Below are 17639 nucleotides of genomic sequence, written 5' to 3'. Positions count from 1 at the left end.
TCCTTCGTTTGATGTACTGGAGGCGCAGGCCGCAGAGGTGATGGTCGAATAGTCTGATTAATTTTTTTTAAGTTGCCATTTTAGCAGGAACAACGTCCAAGCTGTTTGTCACCCATTCAGCGGGATTTTACATTTCGGGCCGCCGATGTAATACCGCTGAAATAAATCCTCTATATGCTCCGCCTAATCAAAAAATTATAATTTTAGCACCTCTTTTTTTAAAAAATCGTTAATCGGAGTAACACCATGCGTAGTTGGGATGAACCAAAAAAACGGAAAGCACGCGTGGAAATTATTCCAATGATCGACGTGATGATGTTTTTGCTGGTATTTTTTGTACTGATAAGTTTGAACGTGATCCCGGCCCTAGGCCTAAAAACACATTTACCAACCTCCAACAATTCACAAGAACTAAAGCCGCAGAATAAGGCCGTCATCACGCTTGGATTAAACGATGCGTTACAAGTTGATGGTATCGCTATCAAGATGGCTGAACTGGTCGCGCGCCTGAACAGTAGCAAGAAGTCCGGCGAACAACTGAACGTCATTGTTAATAGTGATCGCGGGGTTGAAGTACAACGGTTGGTAGATGTCATGGATATCTTAAAGCAGAACGGCTTTGAATCGATTTCTATCGCCACCCGTAAGCGTTAGCGTGCCATGATGACGATGCCATTTTTGTTCCGTTTTCGAAATGCTGCCGCAAGCCTTCCGGCAATTTTTTTGCTTGTCATTCTGGTGGTTACAGGCCTGCAAAAGGCGATCAGCATCGCACCGCATCAGGATGATACGCTCGTAAAGATTACCTTGATGGAACCTGCCGCGGTGCTGGTGCCAAATCTTCCATCGCCCCCTCCCCCCAAGTCGGCGCCGCCGATGAAGGCTAGCGTGGTGCAACCTCCCCCGCAGAATCGTCCGATTCTTCAAGCGGCTGCGCCAACTTCAATCGCCGAGGTAAGCCCGAGCCACGTGCCGGGTAACCCCACCGCGACGCAAGTCGCCGTGCCCGTGCCGACTCCTGCTCCTGTAACGCCTGCGCTGACACCAGCACCGACTCCCAAGCCGAGCGTCGATATCTCGCTTGAGAAAAATTATTACGCCAAATTGAAGGCAGATGTAGAGCGCCAAAAAACCTATCCGCATTCGCGTGAAGCCACTATGGAGCAGCCGCAAGGCAAGGTGGTGGTATGGCTGGAGGTCAATCGCAATGGAGAGGTGAACGGATCGGGAATTGACACGCCAGCGTCAAGCATGCTGTTGAACAGGGCTGCAGAAAGTAGTTTAAGACGGCTGAAACAAGTCGAAAAATTTCCATCGGACGCGTTTAGAGGCATAGACCAAAAACGCTTTATCGTCACATTCTTTTACAGCACTGATACACACAGGGAACCAAATGATTTACAAGGGGAAACGCATGAATAACAAGGCGCAAAGCAAGAGCAACGGCAATCATAGTAGTCCTAAAAGACTGCAATATCGCCCTTTATACCTGGCTATGATCGTCGCTGGACTGGCTGGTTGCACGACCATGGCATTTGCTGCCGATGACGTAAATTTGGGTAATATCGATGTCCAAAGCGATGTGCGTAGCGGTGGCCTGATGGTGGATGAAGATGCGCCGAAGTCGCGTTCCACCATCACTGGTGAAGCGTTGAAACAAAGGCCTGCAACAAATAACGCGGTACAACTGCTTTCTACAGTGCCGGGCGTGCATGTCACGTCGAGTGACGCCGCCGGTTTGGCAGACGCCAACTTTACCATGCGCGGCTTTAACTCAGATCAGATCGGTTTTACTGTCGATGGTGCACCAGTTAACGACTCGGGTAATTTCGCTATTTATCCAACCGAGCTGGGCGACATAGAAAACTTGCAGCAAATTTTTGTTACGCAGGGTTCGACTGATACCGATGCACCGCATATCGGCGCCAGCGGCGGCAATATCGGTTTAGTGACGATGCTGCCGACCAGGGAATTTGGCGCGTATATTGAGCAGATAGTGGGCAACAACCGACTGAATAAAGAATTTGTCCGTATTAATACCGGTGAGCACGATGTGGGCATTGGGAAAATGCGCACCTGGTTTTCAGCGTCGCATACTGGCGAAAACAAATGGCGTGAACCTGGCAGCTTACGCACGAATCGCTTTGAGATGAAATCGGTGCTGGATATCAATCCGGATAACAGCCTGGATTTTACATTCAAGTATAACCATCAGAACAATGATCAGTTCAGTAGCTTGACCAAGGCGCAGTATCAGACCGGTAATGCCCTCTACACCAGTTCACTGCTGGGTAGCAATGGCAAGGTCAACACCAATTACTACCAGTTTCACCAGAATCCTTTTGAGAACTATCTGGCCGTCCTTAATGGCAAATTTAAACTAGCCGATAATCTGCAACTGATCGTTAATCCATATTTCTGGTACGGTAACGGCGGCGGCTCTAGTGGACAGATCGGCTTCCCTGCTGGCGCTGTAACTACCCAGACTTTACCCAGCGGTGCGCGCACTGACGCTTTTTATAAGATTTCGAATACTGTCACTTATCGTCCAGGCATAACGACCATCCTTAAAACCAGTCTGGGTGCAAATGACCTGAGCCTGGGTTACTGGATGGAGCGGTCGCGCCAAATGCAGACTGGTCCTTTCATTCCTATCGATCAAAGTGGTAGCCCATCTGATTCGTGGGGACACTCGAACGCGCTGGTGGACAAGAACGGCAACATCGTTCAAGCCAGCGGCCGCAATCGCTACACCACAACAATTTCACAGAAGCTTTTCTTGCAAGACTCGGTCATTTTCAGCGACCAGTTCAGTGTCTTAGCTGGCGTGGCCTACGACCACGTCCGCCGTAGCGGAGATGATTACGGCACCTTGGCAAATACCAACGGTCAGGATGTCAAAGCCAGTAAGGACTATCAGGAGTTTTTGCCTAGTATTGGTCTGAAATACCAGATCGACCAACGTAATAGCACGTTTTATAACCTGACCCACACGTTCCGCGCGCCGCAAAATTATACGTTGTACGATTTCACCTTACTGCCTAACGGTAACGTTACGCGCAAGGCCGATCAAATGCCGGAGACGTCGTGGTCGCAAGAACTAGGCTGGCGTTATAGCGCAGAACGGGCAGCATTTGGCGCGACACTGTTTTACATCAGTTTTAGCAATCGCATGGCACAGGTTGTCGATACCGACGGTACCAGCTTTAACTTCAACGTCGGTAACGTCGTGAATAAAGGCTTCGAACTCGAAGCCAGCTACGCATTGAGCAAGACTCTTAATGTGCACAGTGCATATAGTTTTACCAGCGCGATTCAACAGGATAACTTCGTTACCAACGGCGTAGCGCTGCCAACCCAAGGGAAGCAGTTCACCAATACGCCACGGCAAATGTTGAGTGCCAGCCTGGGCTATGACGACAAGCGTTTCTTTTCAACATTGACTGGCAAATACACCAGCAGTGTCTACGGCGACATGACGAACAACGAGAGGATCGGTGGCTATACGTTGTTTGATGTGAGCGCTGGTTACCGCTTTGAAAAAATCGGTTTCATGAAGGGCGCAACGATCACGCTGTCCGGCTTGAATTTGTTTAACAAACAGTATCTTGCCGCAGTCAATAGCGTCGCCACCAATGCGATAGCCTACGGCAAAGTAGCCGCTGGCGTGCCCAATTACGTTGTCGGTGGCGCCCGTGCCGCAACGGTAACCTTGGCGGGTTCGTTCTAAACGGGACCCACCATAAATCGTCCTTGCCGCTCGTCCTTGCCGCTACAGGCTTCCGGGCAGCAAGGACGGTCCGGCTACACGCAAAACTGTCTTTGTCTGCGGGTTTTATCAAGCTTTCGCTTCTATTACCTTGCATAACCTCACTTAATTTATGTAAAAAGGTTCACGCATGAACATGCAATTATTTCACCAGCTGGCGTTCTATGTGATGTACGCGTGCGCTGCCTTGGCAATCTTCGTGATTATCGAGCGCGGATTGTTTTTCAATTACACGCTGCGTCAGGCAATTGGACTAGAAAAAGCGATGACGCATGCGGTACAGCATGTACAAGAATTGCCACAGGAACTGACCGCGCAGCCTAGTTTACCGCTCACGTTAGTGTCCGATATTTTGGCCGAAAAACATCAATTGACTACCGAAAAAGACCTCGAAGATTTTAGTGAGTCGGTATATATTGCCAACCGCGGTGCAGTCCAGCATCGGCTATGGATTCTCGATACGATCGTCACCGCCGCCCCCCTGTTGGGCCTGCTTGGTACGATCTTAGGTATCATCGATACCTTTAAAGCGCTCGCTGTGTCCGGCGTATCTGATCCAGGTCAGGTGTCACAAGGGATCGGTACGGCGCTCTACGCCACAGCGCTGGGTATCGGCATCGCTGTAGTGGGGATGTTTTTCTTTAATATGTTTCAGGAGCGTATTGAACGTATTAACGATCATTTGAAAGTGTTGATGCTACGCGCCTGTGTCGGCGGGATCACCGACAAACGCACCCAGATACAGGCTGCGGCCGAGCCCAATAAATTGCATATCGCTTGATGGAATCTTTAAACACTATGCGTACAAAGCCTTTGACTTGGAAGCTTATTTTTTGTAGCGCTGTTTTGATTGCAATAACAGCATGCAGCGCGTTACAAAACGCTTCGTCGGGAGCGCCGGTTGAAGTCAATCTTGTCGCTATAAACGATTTACATGGCCATCTTGAATCAGAGACGAAAAGCTTTATCGCTGCTGGCGAACCGGCTGCACGCAAGATCAAAGTTGGCGGCATCGATACAATCGGCGGTGCCTTGAATGTCTGGCGTGCCGAAGATCCACAATTACTATTCGTGGGTGCTGGCGATATGATTGGCGCCACTCCGGCACTATCTTCGCTGTGGGCCGATGAGCCGACTATTCTGGCGCTCAATCAACTCAAACTACGCGTAAGCTCAGTTGGAAATCACGAATTTGATCAAGGAAGTGCAGAGTTAATGCGCTATCAACATGGCGGTTGTAAATCAACCCGTCCAGACAAAGCTTGTCGTTTTGAGAGTAATTTTCCAGGCGCACAGTTCCCCTATCTGGCCGCTAACGTTATCGACAACGCCAGCAACCAGCCCATACTGGCAGCGTATCGCATCGAACAGACACATGGCATCAAGATCGCGTTTATTGGCGCTGTTCTACAAGGTACCGCAGGGATTGTATCCGGTAGCGGTATCGCTAACGTACATTTTACCGATGAAGCAAATGCCATCAATCGGTGGGTACCCGAGATTAAGGCCCAAGGTGTCAGCGCTATCGTAGTCTTGATTCATCAGGGTGGCGAAACGGAGGAGCCATTCGACCAGACCGGTTGTTCGCAGCTGCGCGGTCCGATAGTCGAGATCGTCAAACATCTGGACCCGGCGATCAAGCTGATCATCAGCGCGCATACGCATCATGGCTACACCTGCCAGGTTGATGGGCGCACCGTGACACAGGGGGAATCTTACGGTCACATGCTAACGCGCATTAAATTGACGATTGATCCCAAAATTGTTGACTTATCAAAAAAAATTACTGCTATCACTGCGCATAACGTCTTGATGGAAACTAATAAATACGTGCCTGACCCTGCCCTTTCTCTATTTCTACAACAACTAAAGGCACGCAGCGAAGCGGTGTTGGCAAAACCGATTGCACACCTCGCGTTGCCGCGTATCGACCGCGCGATGAACGATGCCGGAGAGTCGCCATTGGGCGATGTGATCGCCGATTCACAACTTGCGGCGACCCGCGAATTTGGCGCAAAAATCGCAATGCTTAACCAAAGCAGCATCCGCGAGGATCTGGAAAGCGGTACCAATGGCAGTAACTATGCGCAGCTCGCGATCACTATGCCATTTGGTAATACGCTGATCGTGGAATCGCTCAGTGGCGCTCAGCTATTAGCCTTGCTCGAGCAACAGGGCTGGGGTCACAACATGCTGCAAATTTCGGATGGTCTGCAGTATCGCTGGGACCTGAAACAACCCGTCGGACACCGCGTGGTATTAGGCAGCGTGACGCTCAATGGGATTGCTATAGACGCGCATCAGCAATACCGGGTCAGCCTCAATAGCTTCATTGCCCAGGGCGGCGACGGATTCAGTGTGCTAACCCAAGGCACCGAACGTCTGGATACCGGCATCAATGATCTGGATGCGCTGAGCAGGTATTTGATTGCACGCGAACGCGATGGACATCCGGCAGGACTACCACGCGCAGCTTATCGGATTGTGCGCGTGCACTGATGATTTTCAAAAAACGCGGGAAATCCAAAAGGATCACACCGGGCTTCTTTGAAGTACGACCGGCATGAAAGGTTAAGGCTCTCAATCACTGGCGTGGCTTTGCTCCTGAAACTTCAATCAGCAGGTGTTGGATTACTGCTTCGCCACGCTACAAAAGTTTGCCATTGCTGCTGCGTTGTATGCGTCATTTCTAGCGACGCATCCAGCATCTCTTGCATCCAGTCATCCCCTTGTGCGAAGGCGATCAGCGCATCTGCATTAGCTGCGCCTGATCGTCCGGATGCGCGAAGTTGATCCCATGCCAGATTGCGGCCCATCGTGGATACGACCTCCTTCAGGCGGTCGAGCTTTTTGCCCCAGTCGCCGATCGCCACCCGATCTTCTGAGGGTTGTAAGCCTTTAAGGATGCACGACAATCCAGCCAGTTTTACCGGCTGTAAAAATGCGTGATCAACCGCTTGCATCCGTTTTTGAATCGCCACTACACGGCTCGCTTCATCCGCCCAAACCGGCTGTTTGATCCCTAGGCGGTTGAGATGAGGTACCAGCGCGGACGGTTTGGCCTCTTTAATGTCGAGCAGATAGTTGCCGTCCGGAGAGCCCTTTCCATTGACCAGCACGACAAAACGTTCCACCCCAAGGCTACCGGTACCTGCGATACGGCGTGCCACATCGAGTACCTGAAAAAAATTCGGGTTCTGCTGGCTGGATGCATAACGATCCATAAACTTGATGACCGTCTTTTTCTGAGAATCAGAGGCAGGCAGCGCCTTTACGCAATCTATTTTCAAGCTACGTCGCTGGCCCTTGGAAATTGTCCGCTTGTTCAAGAACGCAGCACGCTCCCGACCCTGTAAGGCCGTTAACAGCGTATTTACCAGCCCACTGGAGGTTTCTCGTTCGACCCAGAGCGGCTTGCCGGTAATGAGGGCACTGCGGTAAGCATCCAGACAGCTCTGGCTAACCGCTAACGCTTCCGCGCGTGTCGCACGCAGCGCATCAGCGCCGCACTGGACGCTGGTCAATAACCGCACCATATCCCAAGTAGCGGGAGCCAAAGCGGCCTCGTCGTAGTCATTGATGTCGAAATAAACCAGCCGGTTGTCGCCCTTGTAGCTGCCGAAGTTCTCAAAATGCAAATCCCCGCAACACCATGCCAGAGGCGCATCCCGAAATAGCGGAGTATCCGGCAATGCATCGTAGAACAGATGACAGGTACCGCGCAGGAAGATGAACGGGTTCTGGGACATCTTGGCGTACTTCATCGCCAGCCGCTCGGGCTCACGGCCTGCATTGTTGCGCTGGATGGCGTCAATGATAACGGATGAATACGGGGAATTTTTCTTGGTCATTGGGCTGTCCGATCGATGGCTAATTACACACATCATATCGAAATTGCAGAGCAATTTGTGATGGATGGACGCACAACACAAGCCCAGATGTAAACGTTTCCCTCTTGCCAACACATTGTGACCTGCTCATGACTGAATAACTAAAGTAGAGCCATGAGCATCCTTGTAAGGATCGTTTGGCAAGAACGTAGTCTCCGGTTTTACATCCCCGGTTTCAAAACAACCTTGGTCCAACCGTCCTTGCGTGCATCGAAATGTTTATAGGCTTTAGGGGCTTCCTCTAGCGGCAGTTCATGTGAAATGAGAAATGATGGCGTCGCTTTACCGACCGCGATTAATTTACTTAACTTGCGGTTATAGGCTTTTACGTTGGCCTGCCCGGTCGCTATACGTTGGCCCTTAAACCAGAACTGCCCCATATCGAAAGCAATTTTTCCTTCCCTGGCGAGCTTATCTGCTGCGCCCGGGTCTTCCGGAATAAAAACGCCAACTACGCCAATGCCACCTGTAGCGCGCACGGTCTGCACCAGACTATTCATCGTCAGATTCGGCACCTCATGCCGTTTATGGTCGCAACATTGATAACCAACACATTCACAGCCGCGATCAGCACCCATCCCGTCCGTCAACGCCAATACCTGCTCTATACCGGACCCGTCACTATCATCGATTGGAATCGCCCCAATTTTTTCAGCAAGATCTAGTCGGTCCTTATGGATATCAACAACCATCACCTTGCTTGCGCCTTTAATGATTGATGAGTAGGCCGCCATCAGACCGACAGGTCCGGCGCCATACACAACCACTGAATCGCCCACCTGCACGCCGGCGAGTTCCGTGGCGTGATAGCCGGTGGGAAATATATCTGACAGCATGACGTAATCATTTTCTTTTTCTTCGGCATCGGGCGGCAAAACAAGACAATTGAAATCCGCATAAGGAACGCGCAACAGTTCTGCCTGCCCTCCTTTATACGGCCCCATCCCTGCGAAGCCATACGCTGCCCCGGCAGAACCAGGATTTGCGATCAAGCAATATCCGGTCAATCCACGTTCACAGTTTTCGCAAAAACCACATCCAATGTTAAAGGGCATGCAGACGTGATCGCCCACTTTGATGCGCTCTACGGCACTACCGATTTCAATCACCACACCCAGGTTTTCATGCCCGAAAATATTTCCCGGTTCGAAATTGGTCCTCCCTTCATACATATGAAGATCCGATCCGCAAATATTGGTGGTGGTAATTTTCACCAGCACATCGGTAGCTTTCTCAATCGTGGCATCAGGAACTTCTTTCACCTCGACATCGCGTGGACCTTTATAGATGACTGCTTTCATAACGACTCCTTCTGTATGGTGGTCACATCGGGGTTGCGGTTACTCCAGACACAAAAAAGACGCTGCTCGCAAAAAACGTCTCTTGAGCTTACGCAACTAATACGTTTATCTTGCTACAGACAACAGGTTAAATAACACGATAAACATTCAAAATTCGGCGCATTTACTGAGAATTTTTGAAAAAATGATTCTCTAAAACATTGCTAATATTTGCAGTAATAAAAAATATTTCTCAAGATTTGGTAGATAAAGTTATGAAAAAATAGTTCCGCACCAATTGCGGTCTTATTGCCGCGAACTCACCCAAAATTTAGCGTAACGGGAGGTAGACAGTCGTTTTACATCAACATCAAATGCGACAGACCGATTCGGTAATGCAGCCTTGAAGTAAACCGTTACAACTGCATCAATCAGAAGTGCGTACCGACAATAAATTTCAGTACCCAGCGGTCCGCATCGTTGGTGAGACCTCGACCTATCCCCGCGTTAATATCAAATCCGCCCGCCTCCTGATCCACCACCGCATACAATGTTTTGCTGTTTTTGTTGAGTGCCTGAGGATTACTCACAGGACCTAGTTCGTTGTATATTTCGAAGCCAATCTGCGTCTTTTCTGCCAAGCTATACGCTACTTTTCCATCAAGCGACCCTACCACCGGGCCACCACCTTTTGATGGGCTCCAATCCAGATTTGGATTGATGGCCAATGTCCACGGACCTGTCCGATAACCCAAAATACCTTTTAACTGAGCATTCCAAGCCATTTCCGATACACGTAAATTAGTTTTCCCTGCTTCCAGATTAACGCCCCAAAAAAACCCCGTTGTTGCATCGTGAGGCGCGATGTACTTAATGCGTACCTTTCCACCTTCGTTGTGCGTGCCACCCTGCGCATCACGCGTGGTCAGAACGTACAGGCCCAATTCAATTGTCTTGGTAAGGCCGTAATAAAATTCAGGCGTCAGACGGTACACATGGCGAGGAGGCAACTCACCTTTATAGGCTGGGGTATCAGCCCCAGAAATCACATAGTTGTTATGCACATCGAGACCGAAATGACCGGGACCACTTAAATCGTCCATGTAGACTTGAACTTCTTCTGGTGCAGCCTGGACAGGTAATGAAAAACCTGCACTCACTGCGCATGTGCACCCCAACAAACTACGCACAAACCACGCGCGCGGATGACTTTTGGAAGCGCTTGCCTGGAACACAGCGCGTGACCCTCTAAGGTTTTTTTTGAAATTGAACATTTTTCCTCTTTGTACCGTGATGTGCTTTGTTTATGCGGAACTGCGTGTGAGAGCGGTGACAGTGTTTTGATAGCAGTGATGTGGTGAAAGTAGTAACAGTAACGCGCGGTACTTCAGTACCATTTGCTCTGCTGCAAAGGCGGACGGCTATACCGTTGCAAACGATGGCGCGTCAGTATAGCCATAGGAATGGCGATAGTTTCCATTGAATTAATAATATAGGCTGATAGTCACTTTCAATGGGATCTTACCGACTGAAAGTTGAAATTCTGCTTTAGTAATTCATTAAATTTCTTCTTACAGTCGCAAATTGACAATGGCGGCAAGCGGACTATAGCGGCACTTCGCAAGGTGCGATCAGCGGACAAAACGCAATCCGGCGTTCGGAATTATGGGTAAGGGGGCAAGAGAAGGGGAAAAATAGTGGCATAAAATCGAGCGCAAGGAAGACAAACCTAATGAACCAGCTTCGATTAATACACAAGCTGTCCATCAAGCACTTTTACAAAATATAGTTGGTGCGTATGGACGATTTTTCTGAGGCCCAGGATCCCGCAAATACTTTTCTTTTTATTAACATAAATAACCTGGGGTGCATGATTCTAGTACTGAATACTTATCCAATACTTAGCCAGCGATGATCGTGTTTGATTGCAACGGAATGCATCGCATTGTAATTCTCCGGTAACAAAACGAGTAGATATTGAGCACTCTTTGCAATCCCGCACCTCCGCGGGTTGCTGTAATAGTGATATCGAATTCGTTAAGGAATCTATAATGCTACGTAAAAAACGAGCACAACGAGTATGCATCTTGTTGGGGCTCACCACCAACGTCATCGCACATGTTGCTATTGCCGCGACTTCAGGTGGTTTACAGGGTCATCTTCAATCTAATGCGGACATGCGCCCGGTAGCAAATGCACGGCTGGAAATTCGCGAGACCGGTGACAGCACTTCTAGTGCCAGCGACGGCGAATTCTCATTTAAAGATTTGCCGCCAGGGAATTACACGCTAGTGATTACGGTTGGAAAACAACCACCTATAGAGCAGGCGGTCCATGTGGACACGGGGCCGGTAACGACCCGTGCTATCACTATCGGAACTGAGAGCAAAGGGGCAGCTGAGTCAGAAAAGTCAGAAAAGGCCGGAGGGGCCAAGGACGCCAATGTAGCAGCGCTCGCAAACGTCACCATCAACTCCCGCATTAGCCTCTACCTCAAACCATTTCTTCGTCATGACGAAGAAATGCATAAGCTCCTACGGCATTAGCCTCTACCTCAAACCATTTCTTCGTCATGACGAAGAAATGCATAAGCTCCTACGGAAAAAAATATCGTCGCGGGCGGCTGAAGTAGGGTCCATTTTTTTCTCGTTCGACGACATAAACCCATTTGCTGCTACACCAAAAATCCATGAAAACTACTCAAAAAAAATTAAATAGGAACGAATCGAGCTAAATGATCAGTAATGCACACTTTTGTGGTTGGGCTGTGATTTGATGTCTGCCATATTACAGTCCCTGAAGATATCAACGAGATTGCGGCTTCGCTCTCTTTAAAACTAAACCTCTCTATCTCTTTAGGAGGTCATGGGTGACCTGCATTACCACCAAAGGGGGTCATGGGTGACCTGCATTACCACCAAAGGGGTCATGGGTGACCTGCATTACCACCAAAGGGGTCATGGGTGACCTGCATTACCACCAAAGGGGTCATGGGTGACCTGCATTACCACCAAAGGGGTCATGGGTGACCTGCATTACCACCAAAGGGGTCATGGGTGACCTGCATTACCACCAAAGGGGGTCATGGGTGACCTGCATTACCACCAAAGGGGTCATGGGTGACCTGCATTACCACCAAAGGGGTCATGGGTGACCTGCATTACCACCAAAGGGGGTCATGGGTGACCTGCATTACCACCAAAGGGGTCATGGGTGACCTGCATTACCACCAAAGGGGTCATGGGTGACCTGCATTACCACCAAAGGGGTCATGGGTGACCTGCATTACCACCAAAGGGGTCATGGGTGACCTGCATATAAGTCCCTACCTCATCGCCTTTCTAAAACACCGGGGCTTGTAGAACCAAGGCGCCCTACCCCTAGGGTTTCCAGACTCATCCGCTCCATCAAGTCATTTTTTCGTCATGACGAAATTTGACTTGTAAAATGAGGCGGCGAAATCCGCCTCGTTTAAATTTCTTACCCTTTAATTTTGCGCATTTCTTCCGCGAGAACCCATAAGGCGCGATTGAGTTTGATGTTTTGGTCAATCCCTTTTACTTCGCGTGTCGTACTGACTTGGCCGGTAGCGCTGCGACCACGCAAACCACCTCTAACCAAGTTTTCTTGAACACAATTAAAAGTTGTCCACAAATTATCAGAACGGTCTTCCATTCGTTTTGGGCGCAGAATTTGATTTTCGGTGATAGGTGCCGGTGTCAATTCAGTATCGTATTTCAAAGTTAATGCAGCGCGGGCAAATGCTCCTTGCTCTCCCTCGTTGAGCGTTAAGGATTTCATCCCGTCTTTTTGTCCATTGACCAGCTCGAAATCGTCTAGGACACGAAAAGCACCTGCGATCACGTTGTCAACGATGTTGCCTTTATGACGAATGCGGATATCACTTAATATGTCGCCGCAAACCATGCCATTCGAGCAGACGAAGCGAAAAACACCGGATAGCATTTGATACGACGATGAACCATCATGGCTATTCAGCAAAATGATTTCGTTGGCTTCCTTGCCGTCGATTTGGCTTGCATGGCGCAAGCGGATCATATGTTTTGTATGGTCGCGCTTCGCATCGTCACGAGTGCGAGTTTGGCAAACCATGAACGGGCTAAATCCTTCTTTACGCAAACCGCGCAGCACATCACTTGTCGGAATGTAGGTGTACCGCTCTGACCGGCTGGCGTGTTTTTCTTCCGCGAAAATCGAAGGAGCGACTGCTGTAATTTGATCGTCTGTCAGGGGGAAATTCGAGCGCAAAACGTGTTGATTACGGCCAAATCGGGAAGATAATTGCATGATATTTGGCGGTTTCAAATACCAAGCGCAACACTGGGTTAATTAACAGTGTCAGTCGGATGTTGTAGCAACGCGATGTGCTGAGTATAAACGACGAGTGGCGACTCATAATCGAGCCTTGCTCTTGGACGCGTATTGAGCGACAAGGCGATGGCGTCGAGTTCGTCCTGAGAGTAGATCGACAGGTCCGAACCCTTGGGCATGTATTGGCGCAACAAGCCGTTGGTATTTTCATTTGACCCGCGCTGCCAAGGGCTGTGCGGGTCGGCGAAATAGATCTGAACACCGGTGCGCTCGGTGAGGATTTTGTGGCCGTGCATCTCGCGCCCTTGGTCGTAAGTCATGGTCTTGCGCATCGCTGCCGGCTCGCGGTTGAGCACCGCCGAGAAGCTGTCGACGACCGCTTTGGTGGTTGCGTTGTCCATCTTGGCGAGCACCACAAAGCCGGTCGTGCGCTCGACCAGCGTGCCCACCGATGAGCGGTTGCCGGCACCCTTGATCAAGTCCCCTTCCCAATGGCCGGGAATGAGGCGGTCCTCGACCTCTGGAGGCCGGATGTGGATGCTCTGCATATCTGGGATCTGACCCCGGCGATCGGTGCCACGGCTGCGTGGCTTACGGACCTGGTTGTGGTGACGCAGGCAGGCAATCAGCTCACGCTTGAGTTCGCCGCGTGGGTGCAAGTAGATGGCGTTGTAGATGGTCTCGTGGGACACAGATTTCTCAGAATTGTCGGGCCAAAGGGCCCTGAGTTTGCGCGCTATTTGCTGCGGCGACCAGAGGAGTTTTAGCTGATGCCGGACGACCTGGAACAAGGCCCCGTCCGCGTGCAGTTTGGGAAGACGTCGCGGCAGGACACGACGCGCCTGGCATTGTGCGTGGGCCAGATTGGCATCGTAGACGCCGGCACCGCTGGTGCGTTTGAGTTCGCGGCTAATCGTGCTGGCTGAACGGCAAAGGCGTTTAGCAATGGATCGGGTGGAGCACAGGTCGTCGCGCATGGTCATGACGACGGCGCGTTCCTGAGTAGTTAAATGTTTGTAAATTTTCGCCATGGCGGCACCTTACAGCAGAAGGTGTTGCACTTGGTCTTTGAGAACGCCCGCTTTTAAGTAATTTTATCGATGTGGGTTCTGTAGGTTCTGTCGCATTAGCGGAGCCGTCAAGGGGACCAGGTAGACTTTGAAGCCCATAACTGTGGACGGCCTGCCATGCTCAGCTTCAAAGGAATGCGTTTTCCGATCGACGTCATCCTGGTCTGTATCCGGTGGTATGCGGCTTACCCCCTGTGTCACCCTATCTGTCGCATCATTTGATTTAATTTCACCATCCAGGGGGTGGACATTCATCAAGTGATACTGGTGGTTCCCTCCGCTGAAGTGGGAACAACTTCCACAAGCGACTTCGTGTCGCACGATAGTCATATCGCCAGCCTCCCGCTAGTGCTTAAAACTGGTCGGCAAAAGACAGCCGCTTTCCTTGTACAGAGTACCTCCGGCTTTAACCGCCCTCTTCTCACATGAGCTCATCTAAGATGCTCAAATAAACTGTATTCTGGTCCGGCGTTCGTGACTGGTATTTATTTCGCCAGCAATTCAATGTACGCTTGATATCCGAAACTACGATTCTTCCGTTGCCCGGTCATTTCAATGACGATACCCAGGTCAGTGAGCATCTTGACCGCAGCGTTTGCGGTTGGAAAGCTAGTAGCTAATTTTTGTCGTGCCCGCTCTACAGTAAAACGCGGCATCATGGGCAGCAACTCGAACAAACGATAGGCAGCAGAGCCGGACTTGGGCGAGTCGAGTAGGCGACGGCGATCAGCAGCGACTAAGCTCGCGATCTCAACGATGCTGCGTTCTGCTTCCGCAGCAGCAGCGGTTACGCCGTCAAGGAAGAATACAACCCAGGCTTCCCAATTACCCTCTGTCCGAATGCCAGACAATAATTGGTAGTATTCGGCCTGATGCCGTTTCAGATAGCCGCTCAAATATAACAGCGGCTCTTGCAGCAATCCCCACTGCTCCAGCAGGGCGGCGATCAGTAGGCGGCCAATACGCCCATTACCATCAAGAAAAGGATGGATTGTTTCAAATTGCGCATGCACCAATGCAATTTTAACCATAGGAGGAAGCGCCGCCGGTTCGGCGTGGATGAAGCGCTCCACGTCACCCAGCAAGTTGGCGACCTGATCGGCCGGTGGAGGAACGAATACAGCGTTGCCGGGCCTACTCCCGCCAATCCAGTTTTGTGAGTGTCGAAGTTCGCCCGGCTGCTTGCCAGTTCCTCGCACTCCATCTAGCAGCAACCTGTGTGCATCGCAAATCAAACGCACGCTGATTGGCAGCCCGTTGGTATCGCGAAGATTATCCTGTACCAAACGAAATGCACGCAAGTAGTTGGTTACCTCCTCAATGTCGTCGCTGTTGTTGACCTCGAGACCAGCCTCTTCATCAAACAAATCGGTCAAAGTGGCTTGTGTACCCTCGATCTGGGAGGTGAGCAGTGCTTCCTTCCGAATAGCGCTATACAACAACCAATCGACCGATGGCACTAACCCTGACACACCGGATAAACGGGCAAGTGCCAGTTCCGCTGCACGGTTCTGTGCAGCATAGGAGTCCAGAGAGAGCGGAGGATCAGCCGGCGGCAAAGCGTGCGGAACGAAAGCGCGAATCGCTTCGCCTAATGTTGTTGTGATGACGTAGGTGCCAGCGGATCGGTGCATTTTAAAGTCTTCTTTAATATGTTGATATGATATTAAAGCATTCTTTAATATGATTGCAAGGTGTTTAAACCAACTTAATGCAGCATAAGTCCGTCCAGTTTCAGGCGTTAGTGAAATCGCTCGTCAGGAATTTACCGGACTCCGGTGACGCCCATTATCCGACCGTCGTAAAGGTAAATTCATCCAGCGCTTTCCCCGGGACGGCATGTAAACATCATTGCAGGTCGTAAAGTACACGATGATGGCACCTCAAAGCTATATGGATATCACATGCGGAATGCGGCTGTCAGAAACAGCCAAAATCGAAGTAACAAGACTTTTTTGCCCTTTCAAAGACAACAATAACGTCACCAAAATGCATCTCAACCCTATAGCTAAATAGTGCGCGCTTGAAATCCAGCGCAATTTACGAATTCATTGATCTTTTTCAAAAAGCATACAATGCCGTTAAACTAGCAGTCATTTTTATTGCTACACATTTAAAAGACCCCTTTAATGACCACAGACCTCCATTTTGACTGCCCTCATTGCAACCATCAGTACGTCGATGATTGGGAATTTTTACCAGCAAATGAAATGCATAATTTCAATTGCGAGAGTTGCAAAAAACCTTTTTGGTTGCAAAACAAAGAATGCCAGGCATGCACCGAGGAGTCCGTATTTGTGTGGACAACGCAACCGATTAAGACGGATACAGATGCCCTGATTTGCGGCAGCTGCGGAACTTCTTACCATCAACCAGGTTCAGATAAGGATGTCGATTTGGCAGAATGAACATTTCACCACATGGATACCGATGGATCTCACGGATAAAAATGTATTCTCCGCAATCAGCGAAATAGCTTGTTGTGAAACCGAAAAAGACGTTTTTGATATCAGTAAATTTGTGGTGGGGGAGGCTGGTGGGGAATCGTTCGTTTATTCAACCCTACGCCAGGATGATCGTAGTGCGGAGCGGGACACGTATCGCTATTTCATTGGTTGCCAACCCGAATGGTGCAAAATTTACAATGATCGCAAATGGTTTATGAATGATCCATTTGTCGAATATGCGCGCTCAAATACGGCGCCTGTGGTCGGCTCGGAAATTCACGCTGTCACAGCTGGCCAAATTGATATGTTAGAGGTCGCGGCTTCCTACGGGTTTCGCAGTGGCATGGTCATCCCAACGCATAGTAGTGCGAATGTTAGTGAGCGTATGGGGATGTTATATGTCGGTCTCGATGCTGACCAGCAAACCGGCGAAAAAATCCTTCTTCGCAGCCGCATTACATTTCGTGCACTTGGGATGGAGTTGCTTGATTGGTGGATGCGGCATCTCTACCAAGAGTCGGCGCGCAAATTTAAACTGTCCGAAGCGGAGATTTATCTCCTTCAACTCTCAAAAAACGGGTTGATTACCGCTGAGATTGCCGCAAAACTAAACCTGAAATCGAGTGCGATTTATAGTCAGTTCGGCCTCATCAAAGAAAAATTCAACGTCGACAAAATCACTGATGCGGTACACGAAGCGAACCTTAACGGGTTACTCGGCTAGAGGTGTTGAGCTTCTTGCTGGCGTTGCTGGTGCCACTATTCGCCATAGGCGCTGTCTACACACACAACGAAGGTATCTACTTACTCGTGTTTTTGTGCTGCGCTCCTATTCTGGACCACTTGATAGG

General features: G+C 49.9%; 13 protein-coding genes. 7 read left to right on the top strand and 6 right to left on the bottom strand.

Annotated features, from left to right (window positions below):
- Window positions 1–246: 246 nt before the first annotated feature.
- The 5 genes from RGU75_RS23740 to RGU75_RS23720 all read left to right on the top strand — a co-directional run bounded on the left by RGU75_RS23740 (window position 247) and on the right by RGU75_RS23720 (window position 6268).
- Window positions 247–654 carry a biopolymer transporter ExbD gene (locus RGU75_RS23740; RefSeq protein ID WP_322240957.1) on the top strand — a complete coding sequence of 136 codons (408 nt, stop codon included), beginning with the start codon at window positions 247–249 and terminating at the stop codon, window positions 652–654.
- A 6-nt stretch (window positions 655–660) separates the two neighbouring features.
- On the top strand, window positions 661–1422 hold the full coding sequence (locus RGU75_RS23735) for an energy transducer TonB (RefSeq protein WP_322240955.1): 762 nt from the start codon (window positions 661–663) through the stop codon (window positions 1420–1422).
- The gene (locus RGU75_RS23730) at window positions 1415–3730 is read left to right on the top strand and encodes a TonB-dependent receptor (protein WP_322240953.1); all 2316 of its coding nucleotides are present in this window, start codon (window positions 1415–1417) and stop codon (window positions 3728–3730) included. The genes RGU75_RS23735 and RGU75_RS23730 overlap by 8 nt, the downstream gene beginning before the upstream one ends.
- A 169-nt stretch (window positions 3731–3899) precedes the next feature.
- A complete protein-coding gene (locus RGU75_RS23725; protein ID WP_322240951.1) occupies window positions 3900–4550 on the top strand; it encodes a MotA/TolQ/ExbB proton channel family protein in 651 nt (216 codons plus the stop codon).
- Window positions 4551–4615: 65 nt separating this feature from the next.
- Window positions 4616–6268: a bifunctional metallophosphatase/5'-nucleotidase gene (locus RGU75_RS23720; RefSeq protein WP_322240949.1), complete on the top strand. Its 1653-nt coding sequence runs from the start codon at window positions 4616–4618 to the stop codon at window positions 6266–6268.
- Window positions 6269–6381: 113 nt separating this feature from the next.
- Here the strand turns inward: RGU75_RS23720 and RGU75_RS23715 are convergent, their stop codons facing one another.
- The 3 genes from RGU75_RS23715 to RGU75_RS23705 form a co-directional block, all read right to left on the bottom strand.
- Window positions 6382–7620 carry a DUF2252 domain-containing protein gene (locus RGU75_RS23715; protein WP_322240947.1) on the bottom strand — a complete coding sequence of 413 codons (1239 nt, stop codon included), beginning with the start codon at window positions 7618–7620 and terminating at the stop codon, window positions 6382–6384.
- 200 nt (window positions 7621–7820) lie between these two features.
- Window positions 7821–8960, bottom strand: a complete 1140-nt coding sequence (locus tag RGU75_RS23710; RefSeq protein ID WP_322240945.1) for a glutathione-independent formaldehyde dehydrogenase — start codon at window positions 8958–8960, stop codon at window positions 7821–7823.
- Between the two features lie 410 nt (window positions 8961–9370).
- Entirely contained in the window at window positions 9371–10213 is an 843-nt protein-coding gene (locus tag RGU75_RS23705; RefSeq protein ID WP_322240943.1) for a hypothetical protein, read from the bottom strand.
- A gap of 777 nt (window positions 10214–10990) precedes the next feature.
- Between RGU75_RS23705 and RGU75_RS23700 the strand changes: the two genes are divergently transcribed.
- Entirely contained in the window at window positions 10991–11485 is a 495-nt protein-coding gene (locus RGU75_RS23700; RefSeq protein ID WP_322240941.1) for a carboxypeptidase-like regulatory domain-containing protein, read from the top strand.
- Window positions 11486–12419: 934 nt separating this feature from the next.
- On the opposite strand, the gene RGU75_RS23695 is transcribed toward RGU75_RS23700, so the two are convergent.
- From RGU75_RS23695 to RGU75_RS23685, 3 genes are all read right to left on the bottom strand, one after another.
- Window positions 12420–13247, bottom strand: a complete 828-nt coding sequence (locus RGU75_RS23695; protein ID WP_322240939.1) for a DUF932 domain-containing protein — start codon at window positions 13245–13247, stop codon at window positions 12420–12422.
- Window positions 13248–13285: 38 nt separating this feature from the next.
- A complete protein-coding gene (locus RGU75_RS23690; protein WP_322234666.1) occupies window positions 13286–14302 on the bottom strand; it encodes an IS30 family transposase in 1017 nt (338 codons plus the stop codon).
- 524 nt (window positions 14303–14826) lie between these two features.
- Window positions 14827–15975 (bottom strand): Fic family protein, encoded by a 1149-nt coding sequence (locus tag RGU75_RS23685; RefSeq protein ID WP_322240937.1) that lies wholly within the window; start codon window positions 15973–15975, stop codon window positions 14827–14829.
- Between the two features lie 796 nt (window positions 15976–16771).
- On the opposite strand from RGU75_RS23685, the gene RGU75_RS23680 reads away from it, so the two are divergent.
- Window positions 16772–17512 carry an autoinducer binding domain-containing protein gene (locus RGU75_RS23680; protein WP_322240935.1) on the top strand — a complete coding sequence of 247 codons (741 nt, stop codon included), beginning with the start codon at window positions 16772–16774 and terminating at the stop codon, window positions 17510–17512.
- The last annotated feature ends 127 nt before the right edge of the window (window positions 17513–17639 follow it).

The organism is Glaciimonas sp. CA11.2 (assembly GCF_034314045.1).
Lineage (GTDB): Bacteria > Pseudomonadota > Gammaproteobacteria > Burkholderiales > Burkholderiaceae_D > Glaciimonas.
This window is presented reverse-complemented; position numbering and strand designations above follow the sequence as displayed.

What these genes read in the sequence shown, in the direction of transcription:
- RGU75_RS23740 (WP_322240957.1), top strand. Translation starts at nt 247, where the DNA reads ATGCGTAGTTGGGATGAACCAAAAAAACGGAAAGCACGCGTGGAAATT.
- RGU75_RS23735 (WP_322240955.1), top strand. Translation starts at nt 661, where the DNA reads ATGATGACGATGCCATTTTTGTTCCGTTTTCGAAATGCTGCCGCAAGC.
- RGU75_RS23730 (WP_322240953.1), top strand. Translation starts at nt 1,415, where the DNA reads ATGAATAACAAGGCGCAAAGCAAGAGCAACGGCAATCATAGTAGTCCT.
- RGU75_RS23725 (WP_322240951.1), top strand. Translation starts at nt 3,900, where the DNA reads ATGAACATGCAATTATTTCACCAGCTGGCGTTCTATGTGATGTACGCG.
- RGU75_RS23715 (WP_322240947.1), bottom strand. Translation starts at nt 7,620, where the DNA reads ATGACCAAGAAAAATTCCCCGTATTCATCCGTTATCATTGACGCCATC.
- RGU75_RS23710 (WP_322240945.1), bottom strand. Translation starts at nt 8,960, where the DNA reads ATGAAAGCAGTCATCTATAAAGGTCCACGCGATGTCGAGGTGAAAGAA.
- RGU75_RS23705 (WP_322240943.1), bottom strand. Translation starts at nt 10,213, where the DNA reads ATGTTCAATTTCAAAAAAAACCTTAGAGGGTCACGCGCTGTGTTCCAG.
- RGU75_RS23700 (WP_322240941.1), top strand. Translation starts at nt 10,991, where the DNA reads ATGCTACGTAAAAAACGAGCACAACGAGTATGCATCTTGTTGGGGCTC.
- RGU75_RS23695 (WP_322240939.1), bottom strand. Translation starts at nt 13,247, where the DNA reads ATGCAATTATCTTCCCGATTTGGCCGTAATCAACACGTTTTGCGCTCG.
- RGU75_RS23690 (WP_322234666.1), bottom strand. Translation starts at nt 14,302, where the DNA reads ATGGCGAAAATTTACAAACATTTAACTACTCAGGAACGCGCCGTCGTC.
- RGU75_RS23685 (WP_322240937.1), bottom strand. Translation starts at nt 15,975, where the DNA reads ATGCACCGATCCGCTGGCACCTACGTCATCACAACAACATTAGGCGAA.
- RGU75_RS23680 (WP_322240935.1), top strand. Translation starts at nt 16,772, where the DNA reads ATGGATCTCACGGATAAAAATGTATTCTCCGCAATCAGCGAAATAGCT.